Genomic DNA, 15430 nt, shown 5'->3' with positions numbered 1-15430 from the left:
CTTCTCTTCTTGAAGCTAAGGAATCAATATCTTCCCAAAATCATTGAGGGCATCTTTCCAACTATAATTTCCCGGATGTTCTGTTGTTGGTGTCAGATAAACTGTCACCCAATACTCTTTATCATCCGTGAAATCAATATGGATTTCTTTTGAGGTATTTATACCTGATGAATCGTAATCGCCGTCAATTGAAGAAATCTTGTATCCCTTGTATTCATAATACTGTGGTGTGATCCATGTCAAGCCATACCCCATATATTCTTTGGAAATCGGTAATACATAATCAGAATATTTGGCTGCTTGACTTTCTTTTCTGGAAGTCGTTGTAATATTCAGCTCTTTCGCCGTAAATGTCCAACTGCTACCTGGATGCCCTTGGGTCAAGGTCATAAAGCCTGTTGTTGGAACCTTCACATTTGAATTACTATCAACGATAACCTGACGAACATGGAACTGCGCCACAGAAGGAGGAATCTCATACACAAAAATGATCGTTATTTCATCCTGATCTGTCGGTACTGTATACGAAGCATCACCAGAAGTAGTTAACGTACCTACCTGACTCAAATCAACAGTAGTCGGATCAGTAACTTTGCCATTGACAACATAATAACCTATTGCCTTGTAACCATCTGGATTTGTATAATCCTTTGGTGTTTGTGTATTCGTACTGCCCTTTACTTCTTTTCTGGAATCAATATCCCAATTCTCCATAAACACTAGATTGTCCGGGTCCTGACCATTGATTCCTACAAAATGAACAAGTGTCTTTTTCTCATAAACAAAAATTACAGTTAATTCATACCCATAATCACTCGGTTTGAAGGAGGCTGTACCACTAGTTGTAGCGGTATAACCGGAAATATCCGTATTCGTTGTACCATCAGCCAGCTTCCCACTAATTACCTTGTAGCCCACCATGACATAATCATCATTAGCATAAATAGGGGTTTTCGAATGCGTTGTATCCTTTGCCAACCGTTCAGAGTTCATAGAAAAATCTGTCAACAGGTTACTTGATGTTGCACCTTTATCCGCAGCTACGTAATGGACCAACGGCGCTTTTTCATAGATGTAGACAACCGTATATTCATCCTGTCCACTTGGCGGAGTATATTCTGATTTCCCGTCGCTATTCAGACTTTGAGTAGCAGTAGTCAAGTCCAACGCAGATACATCAGTGATTTTCCCATTGAAAATCTTATAACCAACAATCGCGTATTCAGTATCGATAGCTGCGTCATTCGGTTCATGGGTAAATACTGTATCTTTGGATGTGCGTAGATTTTCATCCACGAAATCAGCAACACCTGTATATGGAGAAACCCCTCTATCTGCACTAATGAAATAAGCCATTGGTGCTTGCTCATAGACCACTATCACAGTTGCATCTGTCACAGATGTATCCCAAGGAATAGTGAAAACCATGTCCCCATCTAAATTTACATCTATCAAACCAGTTACATTGACTGGATCTGCAGGAGGTGTTGTATAGACAACCCTGTACCCTTTGATCTTGTATCCGCTAGCTTCGGAAAGCGTCGGTGGTGTTCGAGTATACTCCATCTCCTTGAATAGCTCATTCTCGGGATTTGGCGTCATTGAAAACTCACTGATCCGATTACCAGCGGCATCTACACCAATATAATGCAGATTAACTAACGCATTCGGATTGACGTCATAATGAAAGACATGTGTATACGCATCTGTTACCGCTAGTTGACCTGTTACTGCAGTGATATCCGCACTATTCGAAGCGTCCACACCATTCAACGTATACGTTTTGCTACTCGCCTGTGGGCTATACCATATCCAATATTTCGTCAAATTGGGGTCGATTGCTTCCAGTTGATCATCAGACAGGTTGCTTACTGCTACTTCGTCATAGCCAAAGGTTGGTTGCTTGGTCATTGTTCCTATGATGTTTCCGTTCGTGTCTAATGGGAAACCAACAAGATCAGCAATGCCATCTTGTGTGACTTTTACAATATTTTCGGTATTTGAGCCATATACTTCTTTACTTACATCATTATGGTCTACACCTATATGATCTAAAGCAAGCTCTGTGTAGAAATTATCAAATGTGTAGGCTTGTAACGTGTATGTCGTACGGCCATAGGCTTCATCTTCGATCATGACCCACAGTTTGCCATTATCTTTGGCAGCAGGCAAATCAAAAGCTACTGTTTTCGCTTCATCATCCGATGCTATTGCTGTATCGACCAAATCGCCCTTATCTGCTGCATCTGCACGATTATACAAGTCTAAAAATTCATCTTTTGTCAAAGATGATTTGCTAAAGTTTTCATCCGTTGTATCGTATGGTAAATAAACATATTTCAAATCCTTCAAAATAGCTTGCATATCGAAGTTCATGTTCGCATCATGGAAGGATGCCGGAAATGACGTTTCCACTGATACAGGCGTTTCTTCTCCTGTTGACTTATAAATCTTTTTCGGATCAGATTTAATGCTTAGTCCAATGTTGTCAATACTTGGCGATCCCCGCATCCACATGACTTCATAGGTGTAACGGTCATATAATCCATTGACCAAGTCACCATTTTGATCATATTGACTTTGGTAATCCCAGCCCCAAGCTATTGAACCTGAACCATCATTTCCCCAACGGAAGAGATTTCCATCTTCATCAATAAACATTGTTGACGAACGTTGACTAAAGATAGCAGAAATTTTAGGAATTGGTGAAAAAGCTAGATTCTTCCATTTATCTTCCGAAGGATCGGTATATTTTTTATCATAGATGGTTGGATGCAATTGGTTAAATGAGTATACGCCGTAGGCTCCAGCCGTTCGTCCTTCTGCCGGATCTTTTGGACTGGTATCATAAATCTGTGTATCACCATCACCAATCACCTTAGGATATTGAACCGCTTCAGCCTCCATCTGATCGTTGGCATCTTCATAACCACCTTCACGACCAAAACCGAAATATCGGCCGCTTCCCAATGCCCACGATCGTCCATATTGATCGATGATATAGCTGACGCTTTCACCGGCACTCACTGCTTTAGGGATAGGCGTATAGCCAACTTTAGCTATTTCCGCCGCGCTGAATTTGACTTCAACAGGCGTTGCATAGCTTGTTGTCGTGGCTGTTCCACCACTCACACCGTAAATCGTACCCCATTGCCAAACTCGGCCGTTTTCATCTAAAGCAATATTCCAGCGGTAGCTGCTACTAATATCAACAAGCTTGCCCATACCGGAAGTAGTACCTGCTGCAATTTTTACAGGTGTTGATGCATATTGTGCGCCGGAACCCATACCGCTAATTCCTAACACATTGCCATTATTTGTTCCCCATGCCCAACGATCCCCATTACTATCAATAACATGGATATATGGTCCATAAGCGTAAGAAGCAATAGAAACCTTGACAATATCAACATTCTCACTAAATGTTACTTTATGGGGAGTTGCTTGATAAGCGTTCGTACTTGTATTGTTCCCTTGGCCATGTGCGCCATAGTTATTGGCACCCCACACCCAAAGTGAGCCGTCTTCCCCAATTGCAGCGGCTGCCATATAAGTGTCGTACCCATTCGTTCCTGAGATCGACTTGATTTTAGGGAGTCCCGCTACTTTGACAGGTGTATTTTGAGAATTATTGATCGCTGCACCTGTAGTCATATTTCCGCCAACAAAACCTAACTGCTGGCTTCTGTTATCCCCCCACGCATAGACATTCCCTTGATCATCCAGCGCATAATAACTATAAAATCCAGCTGCGATTTCAATAACGTTAATATTGTTGTCAACAAAATAGGGAACACGGACGATCCCGCCGGCATAAGCAACTCGAGTGCTTGTAGATGCGGTTGTTGTAGCAAATAGTTTACCGTTTCCTAATTGTCCAAATCGGTTATCGCCCCATGTCCAAACTTTACCTGCTGAATCCAGCGATGCTCCACCTAGATAACCTGCAGCTGCTTTGGTAAACTTCACTGCTGATAAAATCCCAATAGTTGGTGCATCCCAAGCGCCGACACCCTGATAGCCATCATTGGTCTTATCATAATCTGTCGGCACTCCAACGGAAAGAGCTTGAATCGGGTCAAGTAATACAGTTGGATTTTCTCCACTGCTTTCATTTGCTTGAATTTTCGTTCCTTGTCTTGCATACCCTACACCAGCCAAAAGGGCTAGTAATGATACGATTGTCACAATCGAAGCAATCAATTTATGCTTCTTGATTCTTTTCAGCATTGTCTAGCTCCTTCCTAATTGGCCAGTGTCTGCAATACACTATCAATTGTTTTCAATGGATCATTCACTTGTGCGGTATCCTTATCCGTATTCCACCAGGAAACTCGGTACTCACTGTTTCTAGCATCTACAGCTTCAGATTTAACCACAATTTGGAATGATGCATCTCGATAGGTTTCTTTTGTTTCATCATCTTTAAATTTGATCGTGACACCCTTAAACAGGAGTTGACTGTCTAATTCGCCATTATCGATCTGTTCCTTTGTCTGTCCAGGAGCCAACTTACTTAGGTAATAATAATACCCGTCATCACCCAACTGCCATTTGTTTTCTTCAAAGGTCGTTGTTGTGTTGGCATCATCATAAACAAGTTCTACCCCATCTGTAATTGGCAATGGTACCTGACCATCATCTGTTGTCTGATAGGCAACTGGAAAAACCATAACTCGAACAAATGCTGCAAGCTCTTCTGGATTAAAGACACCTACTTTTTTCGGAACAAGCTGATCGGGTACAACCGTTTCCTGTTTCTCGAATTCATCGACTAATTCAACATCAAAATCGAAGTCAGTCTTAAACTCATTATCCCGTGCAGCTGTCCCGGAAAACCAAGCAAAGGTGGACGCAAGAACGAAGAGGATTGTACAAATAGATGCGATGATTCCTACAGTTGGTTTATTTTGAAACAGCATCTTTAATTTTTTCTGCATAATCACACCTCACTTTTTAGTAACGAGAGTCTACGCAACCGATCATCAAATGGCTGCATAACTTCTTAAATCCGAACAAATGTCGGGACAGAAGCACAGCTTTCGAAATAAGAGGTACCATCTCAAAAATGCTTCACACATTTTTCTGATAGTCCTTCTTGATCCCCAGAGCTTGATACTCCTGTCCCGACCTCTCATGTATTATCCTTGATTATTCATTCTCACACTGAAAATCAGTGAGCCGCCTGATCTTTATCTTTTCTGATATAGAAAAGATATACTAAGATGACTGTTGCGATCAGAAAGATACCTCCCAAAGTAAGCAGGATCTTGGAAACCGTTTCACCTGTACTCGGGTAACTCCCTGAAGGCTTGGTCGTAGACGGCAGAGTGGTCGATGGTGTCGTTGGCTGAGTCACTGAGGGTTCTGTTGATTCTGTCGGTTCCGTTGAATTTGAAGGCAACGGCTCGTCTCTTTCTGCTATGAATGTCCATGTGACAATTGCCTCACTAGGACCAGACATAAATTCATCGAAAGGAATATTCCGCAGCACCTTCAGCTCTATGTCCATCGTCTGCTTTGACCCAGCTGAAATAACGCCAAAATCGATTTCTCTTGACTCTACAGTTTCACCTTGCTCATTACTTGAAAGGTTTCCATCATAAATGGTCTTGTTGTTAAGCATAAACACCATGCTCATACTCTCAATCAAATTGACCGGCCCTTCATGAGACTTCGGCGCAATAATCATTTTTAATCGATAATCATCCGATCGATTATTTTGGATAACCAAATTTCGAGTTATAATATCTCCAGGCATCAGACCACTAAGGTTGAAGAAATAACCACCGTTTTCTGTCACACTAAGTCCCTGATCGTCTCCGATAACAAAGCCGTCAGGAATATTGATTTCTTCTGCATCGACTAGTGCAGGAGCAGCCAGACAAAAGAATATCATTGTCAGCACAGCTAACAATTTTCTTATTCGATTCATTGTTAATCCTCCTTAAAGTCATCTGCTTTTGAGGAGATGATACTCTTTATCTCAGCTTATGGTGCAGCAGGTGCTACAGCTTCCAATGCTGTTTTAAGTGCTCCTGTCACGCCTGACCAGTCAGACAATGCTTCTTGGTATCCTTGCAAAGCTTCAGCTTTTACAGTCAATGTGTAATCCATGTACATATAGTTGTTTCCAGCAGAACCATCGATTTCTACTGCATTCAATAGTAATGGTGTCACATTACCTGAATCAACTAAACCAATATAGTAGAACCAGCCATCAGCAGCGTTAAAGTACCATTTATTCGCTGTTGGTGCAGTATTGTCTACATTTGCAGTATGGTAATGCAGATTGATTTTTTCATCTAATTGGAATTGACCTGGTGCAGTCGCAGTTAATGTATCTACTGTCCAATTGAATGTTGCTTCAGTACTAGTACGTTTGTAATAGTTGTACGTCATGTCTGTTACAGAGATTGTTTTTGCATCACTGTCGATCTTCCATTCTCCGCCAACTTGACCATTTTGTGTTGAATAAGCAATCACTTCATAAGAATTGCTTGTAGAAGAAGTAGTCAATTCCTTCATTTTCACTGTAACACCTGCTGGAACGCTAGCATCTACGGTGAAACCAAATGTTGCTGGGTCACTCCATGATGTTGTGTCGATAACTGGAACTGGTAAGAATGAACCGCCATTTGCTTCTAAATCTGTATCCGCTTTGATCGTTGTTGATTTTTCTACAGCCAAGTTCAAACCATCTGCATCATATTTATGAACCATTTCTTCAAATGACGCACGAACAAATACAGGATTGTCACCCAAGTTTGTCACACCGACATCCTTCTGGATTTTTTCTCCTGGTTTTGCTTCTTTACCGCCTTCTTCGTCAAAAATTTCCCAAACCTTTACTGATCCGTCTGGCATACCGTCTGTTTTGAATTTGTTTTCTACGCTATGTTGGGCAGAATACCATGCAAAAGTTCCTGCAGCCAGCATCAATACTGTTAAGGCAGCCGACGCACCTGTAACAAACTTTTTGTTCTTTCTTAGATTCTTCATTCTTGTGTTTCCTCCTAAAAAAATTTATTTATATAAATCTTTGCTTCTTCTTTTTGAAGTAGACAAAGAATCATACCGTTTCTTTGGTTCACTTGCGTCTTCTTTTTCCGGTGCAAAATATTGGCGCAGTAAAATAACTAATAAGAAAAAAGACACCACCATCACAAGCACAGGAATCGTATTTTCTCTAATAAATTTCAGTCCCGTTCCAGCCTTGGGGATTGAAAATTGGACGACCCCAATCACTCTATCTCCTCGAACCGGTGGATCTGACTTATTGTTAGCATCTCCTTGTGTAGTAAAGACTGGATAGTGTTCACTTATTTGAACCTCACCATCAACAATCTCCTGTTCCGTTTTCTCCGGTTCTTCTTTCGCAATGACCCTATGTGTCAGATAAGTATCGGGTGATTGTTGATTCGGCACAAATGTGATAATATCTCCAACTTTGATTTTTTCCGGATCTTCAATTTTGACAATGATCATGTCTCCGGCAACAAAATTTCCTTTTTGATCCTCTTGGGTTTTTCTCATTGAATTGGTGTACACTTCATAAAAACGATACCCATAAAAAGACTTATCATTTTTTTCACTAATCGTGAAAATGGCTGCTCCACCAAGCATCAAAAAGATAAAGAGGAAAAACAATAGATCGAACACAGCAGTAACAACCTTGCTTGACTTTCGTTGCTTCTTCTTATCGGTGTTTTTCTTTCTATTTTTCTGGTTGGAAGGTTGATTTTTCTTTGTTTTCTTTTTTTTACTTGCATTCTTATTATTAGAAGGTTTTCTTCTTTTATTTGGTACAGTATCTCCAGCTTTTAAATCAGAGACACGCTTTTTTCTTTTTTTACTCTTGAGTTTATTGGATTCCACAGATCGTTTTTTTTGATTGTTGACCTTCTTTTTTGATCGGTCCAACTTCTGTTCCTCTATGGTCAATCTTCTTGCCTCCTGACTTTATAAATGACTGAGTCGTCAATCACTGAATAGTATATGGAAGCTCTGACTGTCTTCTTTCTATCCACGTCTTACACTGATACATTCAGCATGTAGCCTTTTGATCGAACCGTTTTTATATACTGAAGATTCATCATATCCTTCTCGATTTTCTTTCTTAGATGAAAAATCAGATTTGCTATACGTGCTTTAGAAGGTGTTTGTTTTTCTCCCCAAATTGCAGCATGAAGCTCTGCATAGCTCATCGCCTTCCCACAATTCTTATATAGAACACTAAGAATTTGGAATTCCAGCCTAGTCAAATCCACTTCTCTTCCACCTTCGATAGAAACACTTTGATTCGCATCATTCAGCTGAAGTGTCGGTATATCTCTTTCTTCCTCTGTTGTATCTTTTTTCTCTTTACGCTCACTTGCTAATGAGTTGCGAATAATCAGACGCAATTCTTCCGGATCGCATTCCTGTTCAATATTCCCTGAAACACCCAATTGTAGATAAACCAATCGATTCACACTGGGGATATCTTTCGAAGCTGTCCAGACCAACGCCTGTGATTCTTTTTTGATCGATAAAATCAGATTACAAACACCACCAACATTCTCCTGATTTTCATCAAAAATAATAATCCCATCTACTTGTTGGATTTTTTCATCCAGTTTTTGCTCTGGTTCAATCGATACAACCTGATATTCTTCTTTTTTCAAACTATCTATGTACTCTTGCCGCAGTTTACCTGCTATGTTTAACACACCAATCGTATGCATAATACTTCTCCTTTCCATTGGACTTCTTTATAATTTATTAGATGAGGACAAAAATTCAGATAATCACTTCTTAGTAGATGAAAAAGACAATTACTTCCTGTGATACGGACTTTCAAACACACGTATTACACACTTTCTTGTTTTTGGTAAAAACAAGAAAGCCAATAAAAGAACCATTACAGCAACAAAAAAAATTATCTTGACGGTTTAAATGACGGTCTAAAAAGAAATGAAGCATAAGGGGTGTCCCCCCCATGCTTCATTTCTTTTTTAGTATGCCAGAATTTCCACCGCTCGTCGTTCCTCACTCAAGGTTGCATTTGTATAAATATCTAATGTCAGCTTGACAGAAGTATGCCCTAAAAGGGACGAAATGGTTGCAGCGCTTATTCCGCATTCCAAACAGCGCGTAGCAAATGAATGCCTCAATGAGTGAAAGCTGATAGATGCTAATGTGGTACCTGCAACAATTCGTTTAAAATGGTTCGTGATCGTTCGAGGTTCCATCGGTTTGCCTTGAATAGCAATAACATATTCACTCGTTGATCCCTGCTTCATTTTCTTTAGATTCTCTATCATTTTTTTCGATAACGGTAATTCCCTTCTTGACATCTGTGTCTTAGGGCTCCCCTCTAACAAGGTTGTTTTTTTTCCTTCTGTCGAAAAAGTCTGAAGCCGTTGCAATGTTCTTGATACAGTTAGTGTCTCTAATTCAAAATCGATATCTTGCCACTTTAAACCAGAAATTTCTCCAATACGAAGACCCGTTTCCAAAGAAAGAATGATTGGAAACCCATGAATATCCTGCTTTGCTAGTTTAGTAACGAGTTGACGCTCTTTCAGAGAAAGTGTTCGAATCCTTTGCTTTATTACTTTAGGCAGTTGGATATCTTCAAATAGGTAGCTTCCAATAAAATGTCGTTTTTCAGCCTCCTTCAAACAACTTTTTACGATTTGATACACCGTACGGATAGATGAGGGTGCTAAAAGGTTAGATTGTTCTTTAATCATTTGATTGATTTGATACGATGATAGCTTTCTTAGAGGTAAATGTCCGATATATGGTTTTACATAACGTTCCAGCTTATTTTTATAGCTGCTATATGTGCTTACTTTTACCGTATCACTGATCTCATCCAGCCAATAATCAATCCAAATCGTAACCGTTCCCTCAAAATCTACTTGTGCAGGGTCATTCATCTTCAAACTAATTTTTTGTTCTATGAGCTTTTGCCTTACTTCCTTATAAGAGCGAGCATAAACATACCCATAACAGATTTTTCCATCCAACTTCCTCCCTTGAATGTAGCGCCCCTCCCAGCGACCATCTTTACGTTTATAGATATTTTCTCCTCTACGAGCCATAAAAACTCCCTCTTTTCCACATTTTTTGACGGCTGACATGACGGCAAATACAAGAATAATCATATATTTCTCATATTTTTACGTTTTTTTGTAAAAATATGAGAAATATAAAGAAAAATAATAGTGTATAATAAATCCATCGATATATATATCGTATAATAATCGAATATTAATTCGGAAAAACACCATTTTTAAAACAATTCATATATTATATAATAATTATATCACTTTCTTGTTTTTACCAAAAACAAGATTTCGTCAATATATTAAATATAATTACCGACCATTTGGTTTTCAATATATTTATTATAAAAAATATCTAATACAAATTAATTGTTTACTTATGAAGTAACTAACCACGCGCCGTACGCGTGGTTTTTTCAACTAGCTTTAGTGAGTGAAACCGACTCAATTCATTAATAAAAAGCTACCTGTGATGATAGATTCATCACAGGTAGCTTTTTCTCATTATTCTACTATTATTATCAGCTTCTATTTATCCAAAGCTGCTGCAGCCTCTTTATCCAAAATCACAGTCAAATTGGGATGCAGCTGTAAGATAGATGCCGGAACATCCTCGCTGACCGGTCCAGTCAGAACCCTTCTAACCATTTCAGCCTTCTCTGATCCGTTAACAATTAATATCAGATGCTTCACACGCATCACACTGACCGGCCCCATTGTCACAAAGGACATCCCTTTTTCCATCATCTCAGGGACAAACCACGATTCTTCCCCTGTCACAGTCACTTTGTAAGTTAGTTTGTTAAACGCCGTTGTTCCAGGCATATTTCCGCAAAAATGTCCGTCTTTTCCTAGTCCAATCAGCATTGCATCTAATCCGCCAACTGCTTCTAATGATACATCTTGTTCTGCATAATTCTCAGGAGTCAACGGGTGAATATTCTCTTCGCTGATCCCTGCAGGTGTTAGATACAATCTTCTTAAATCACTGATAGTGATCCCTTCTTTTTGACCTTCTACTGGAATCTCATCAAAATTATAATAATGAACATTATCATAATTCGGGCTATCCTTGACTGCGGTTACCATTTTTTCGTAAACCTTTACTGGTGTATTTCCTCCAGTGATTGACAGATTCACTCGTTTCGCTTCTGTCATGTGTCCTAATAAAATATTTTTTGCTGTTTCACTCATCGATCCGAAATCGCTTTCAATAATGATTTTCATGCAATCGCTCCTCTATTTGTTATTTTTCTTGATTATAATTTGTGGGAACCATCCCATGTCAAGATAAAATAAATCATTTAATAAGCAAGAATAAAGAACCACAGAAACGCTTATTGAACCTTTCAGAAAAATGATACTTATTTCTTCACAACCAAATAAAAAGAGTTTCCGAAAATCGCTTTCTACAGCTATTTTCAGAAACCCATAAATTACATTTTATCTCTCTACTAAACGGTAATACACTTTTGATGTTCGCCAATAGATAAGGAAGTAGCATAGAACGAAGATGCCCACGCAAACCGCGGTAGTCGATAACAACAATGACCCATTTATTAATCCAAAGAGGACTAATAGCTTCTTGATGATTGGAAAGGCAAAGGACAAGTGCATCACTGCCACAATGATTGGCAGGAAGAAGACCAATAGAATCTGATGCTGGATTGTTTTGTGTACCTCTTTATGACTCAAGCCGACCTTCTGCATGATTTCAAAGCGGTCATGGTCATCGTTCCCTTCAGAAATCTGCTTATAAAAGATAATCAGAGTTGTAGCAATAATGAAGCTCAAGCCAAAGATCACGCCGATAAACAGGAACCCGCCCATCATTATTTGGTTAGACTCTCGGTCTTCATCAATAGAAGACACCGAAACATCTAGCTCCTCCATTCCAGGCTGTTGCGCACGTGTGTTAAACTCACTTCGCAAGGCTTCCACAACAGCTAATCTTTTCTCTATTGAGCCATCCAGCTCAAACATTATGCTACTTTCAAGTTCTGGATTGAAAGTAAAGACCCCTTCTTTGAAATCCTGTGCAACAGTTGTCAGTATATGCTCAAACTGCGCATCCGGAACAAAAACCAAGAAAGCCTTTAGCGTTTCATCTTCTTTCTTAGGTGATAGAACGAACTCAGCCGGTACATCTTTTACTACAAACTGCTGTGAAGCGATCGTTATCGTTGGTTCCTCATACCCACCATATACCGGATAAAGGATGACTTCATTTTCAGCAAGCACCTCATTTTTCTGTTCCACACGATTATACTCACTTAATTTAATGAATTGAAAACCGTTCACCGTGCTGTAATTACCAAGAGATTCCTCACTTGGAGTATAAACACCTGCCTTTTCTTTCACTGTAACAACATTCGAAGATGATGTGATGTACTGCAAATCATTAACCTTGATTTCCTGACTACTTGCCGCTGCTTCTATTGACCCTTTTACCTCTTCCACCGGTAGATTGGCATTGACTGATGTCTGGAATGGATTCCGATTCTTGATCATGTCTTCTCGCCCTACATACAGAGAAACAGTGGTGGAGATTGTCACCAACGCCATTGTACATAAAATACAAATTGTTGCCAGGCCAGCCCCGTTTTGCTTCATTCTGAAAATCATGCTCGAAATGGAAATGAAGTTCGAAGGTTTATAGTAGAAACGCTCTCTATTTTTCAAAAATTTCAACAGCGTAATACTACCTGCAACAAATAGACTATAGGTGCCGATAATTACTAAAACAACTGCGACAAAGAACAAGGTCAATGCTTCTACAGGTGATTGGATCGTCAAAGAAATCCCGTACCCGACACTAAGACAACCGATCCCAACAACCGCAAAAAGCCATTTCGCTTTTGGTTCTTTTTCACCCGATTTCGACTGCCCCAACAGCTCAATAGGCTTAGACTTACGAACTTCCCACATATCATACAGGAAAGTGACTAGAAAAATAGCCCCAAATAGCCCTATTACCCCAAGCAACGAAGACAAAGTTAAATCAAAAACAAAATCATTGCCTAAGCCTGTCAGCTTTTTCAATACCAAAAACATCAGCTTGGAAAAAATTACACCCGAGATAATCCCGCCAACCATCACGATGAGAAAAACATATAGATTTTCAAATAACATCATAATTGTCAGGTTTCGTTTATCCATCCCTAAAATATTATACAATCCCAGCTCTTTTTTCCTACGTTTGATTAGGAAGCTATGGGTATAAAACGTAAAGACAACCGAGAAAATCACGATGACAATACTTCCAAAGCTAAACATTGCCTTGACAGACATGGCCTGTGGAAGAGAATTCATCCCATCATTATGCAGCATGACCTGCATGATGATGTTCAGCACGACCGTAAAAATCGTTGCCAAACCAAAAGGAATATAGACCGTACGATTTTTCTTCAAATTATTATAGGCTAAACGCGAATACAGCATGCTCTCTCACCCCTTCGCCAGCAATGTTGTCATTGTTTTTGAAATTTCTTCAAAGAGCTGTTCATTGCTTCGTTGTCCTCTGTATAGCTGGTGGAAAACCTGTCCATCCTTGATAAACAAAATACGATTGGCTCTACTCGCAGCTAATGCGCTATGGGTCACCATCAGAATCGTCTGATTTTGATGATTGATTTCCTGAAACAAGGTCAGTAAATTCTCTGCACTTTTTGAATCCAATGCGCCTGTCGGCTCATCTGCCAAAACAATCTGAGGATTTGTAATCAGTGCCCTCGCAACTGCAACACGCTGCTTTTGTCCTCCCGAAATCTCATATGGGTATTTCTCTAAAAGCTCACCAATTCCTAGAATTTCTGCCAACGGCTGCAGTCTTTGTGTCATTTCGCTGACCGATGTTTTTGACAGCACCAATGGTAGGAAGATATTATCCTTTACTGAAAAATTATCCAACAAATTGAAATCCTGAAAAACAAAACCGAGATTTTCTCTTCGAAAAGCTGCCAGTTTTCCTTCAGGTATCTCCGTGATGTTCTTCCCTTTAAGCAGTACAGAGCCCTGTGTCGGCATATCCAGTGTCGCTAAAATATTCAACAGGGTACTTTTTCCTGAGCCTGACTCCCCCATAATAGCGATATATTCACCTTCTTCCACTAGAAAAGAAATATCCTTTAGTGCGGTTACTTGGTTGCCACCAAAACGGGTTTGATAAACTTTTTGTATATGTGTTACTTCCAGCATCGTCATTTTTATTCCTCCTTGGAATGTATCATCACAGCCTTATTCAATTGAATGGCCTGAAGAACTACTATTAGATTTGCATCAGCCGCTTCACAGTCTGCTGCTTTCCTCTCTTTTATAGTAAACAAAACAGCAGTCGATAGCTACTTACACTTCGGCTGCTGCACTTACATTGCTGTAAGGTTCATTCCATTTTATAGCGATGCTGACTCACATTCAGCCAAACCTTTGTCCCACTCCCTACTTCAGAGGTCAAATGGATCTGATGTCCCAGCTTCCTCATGATCTCACGGCTCATATAAAGTCCCAGACCCGTCGCTTTTTGATGATTGTGGCCGTTGTACCCTGTGTAGCCCTTTTCAAATACTCGATCGATGTCCTCTTGCAAAATACCGATTCCTGTATCCTCGATCACGATTTCCTTTGGCCGATTAGGATTGCTATAGATTCGGATGCCGCCTTGACGGGTATATTTGATTGCATTCAGAAGAATCTGCTCCAAAACGAAGCCCAGCCATTTTTTGTCACTAATGACAGTCTGTCCCGTTTCCTCCAATGAAAAGGACAGTTCCTGATAAATAAAGAATGTCGCATACTTTTTGACCGTTTCTTTGATGAGTCGGTCAATATCGACCTCTTCAAAAACAAAATCTGTCTCTGTGTGATTCAAGCGCAAATATTGCAGCATCATATCCAAATATTGGTCGATCTTGAATAATTCTTGCTTCAACACTGTATGATCCAGCTGATTTTCCTGCATTTTCAAATTCAACACAGCTAATGGCGTCTTGATTTGATGGCTCCACATGCTGTAGTAATCCATCAAACGGTAGTTGGCTTGCTTCGATTCGCTGACGTCCTCTCGGCATTCTCGATCCAATATTTCTAAAAGCTCCTCGTAGTCCTCTTCAATCAACAGCTGTCTTTGTTGGCGACTTTGCACATATAACCGAACGGCTTTTTTACCATTCTCAAGTGAAAAATGCTGTCTGCGATACCGATAGTACTGAATGCTCATCATGATTAAGAGAAAGAAACCAGAAAAAAGCAGGGCATCTGCATAAACATCCACGGGTACATCGTAAAGAAAAAAAGTACTGACGAACAACGAAACCATGCCGATATAAGTAATAACCGTGTATTTTCTATCCTTCAAATAGCGAAAAAATAGCCGCATC

Annotated in this window: 11 protein-coding genes; all 11 read right to left on the bottom strand. The window is 39.8% G+C overall.

What is annotated here, in order from left to right:
* Positions 1-15: 15 nt before the first annotated feature.
* A complete protein-coding gene (locus A5888_RS13825; protein ID WP_086348616.1) occupies positions 16-4230 on the bottom strand; it encodes an RCC1 domain-containing protein in 4215 nt (1404 codons plus the stop codon).
* A gap of 14 nt (positions 4231-4244) precedes the next feature.
* Positions 4245-4940: a hypothetical protein gene (locus tag A5888_RS13820; RefSeq protein WP_086348615.1), complete on the bottom strand. Its 696-nt coding sequence runs from the start codon at positions 4938-4940 to the stop codon at positions 4245-4247.
* Positions 4941-5173: 233 nt separating this feature from the next.
* Positions 5174-5935: an LPXTG cell wall anchor domain-containing protein gene (locus A5888_RS13815; protein WP_086348614.1), complete on the bottom strand. Its 762-nt coding sequence runs from the start codon at positions 5933-5935 to the stop codon at positions 5174-5176.
* A 56-nt stretch (positions 5936-5991) separates the two neighbouring features.
* Positions 5992-7002, bottom strand: coding sequence for a TasA family protein (locus A5888_RS13810; RefSeq protein WP_086348613.1), 1011 nt, complete (start codon positions 7000-7002; stop codon positions 5992-5994).
* Between the two features lie 24 nt (positions 7003-7026).
* Positions 7027-7944 (bottom strand): signal peptidase I, encoded by a 918-nt coding sequence (locus A5888_RS13805; RefSeq protein WP_086348612.1) that lies wholly within the window; start codon positions 7942-7944, stop codon positions 7027-7029.
* An 89-nt stretch (positions 7945-8033) separates the two neighbouring features.
* Positions 8034-8726, bottom strand: a complete 693-nt coding sequence (locus A5888_RS13800) for a winged helix-turn-helix domain-containing protein (protein ID WP_170924739.1) — start codon at positions 8724-8726, stop codon at positions 8034-8036.
* A 270-nt stretch (positions 8727-8996) separates the two neighbouring features.
* Positions 8997-10091 carry a tyrosine-type recombinase/integrase gene (locus A5888_RS13795; protein WP_170924738.1) on the bottom strand — a complete coding sequence of 365 codons (1095 nt, stop codon included), beginning with the start codon at positions 10089-10091 and terminating at the stop codon, positions 8997-8999.
* A 492-nt stretch (positions 10092-10583) separates the two neighbouring features.
* Positions 10584-11282 carry a glucosamine-6-phosphate deaminase gene (locus tag A5888_RS13790; protein ID WP_086348609.1) on the bottom strand — a complete coding sequence of 233 codons (699 nt, stop codon included), beginning with the start codon at positions 11280-11282 and terminating at the stop codon, positions 10584-10586.
* Positions 11283-11498: 216 nt separating this feature from the next.
* On the bottom strand, positions 11499-13496 hold the full coding sequence (locus tag A5888_RS13785; protein ID WP_086348608.1) for an ABC transporter permease: 1998 nt from the start codon (positions 13494-13496) through the stop codon (positions 11499-11501).
* 6 nt (positions 13497-13502) lie between these two features.
* Positions 13503-14258, bottom strand: coding sequence for an ABC transporter ATP-binding protein (locus tag A5888_RS13780; protein WP_086348607.1), 756 nt, complete (start codon positions 14256-14258; stop codon positions 13503-13505).
* A gap of 178 nt (positions 14259-14436) precedes the next feature.
* On the bottom strand, positions 14437-15429 hold the full coding sequence (locus A5888_RS13775) for a sensor histidine kinase (protein ID WP_086348606.1): 993 nt from the start codon (positions 15427-15429) through the stop codon (positions 14437-14439).
* Between the last annotated feature and the right edge of the window lies 1 nt (position 15430).

The organism is Enterococcus sp. 9E7_DIV0242 (assembly GCF_002140975.2).
Taxonomy (GTDB): domain Bacteria; phylum Bacillota; class Bacilli; order Lactobacillales; family Enterococcaceae; genus Enterococcus_L; species Enterococcus_L clewellii.
This window is presented reverse-complemented; position numbering and strand designations above follow the sequence as displayed.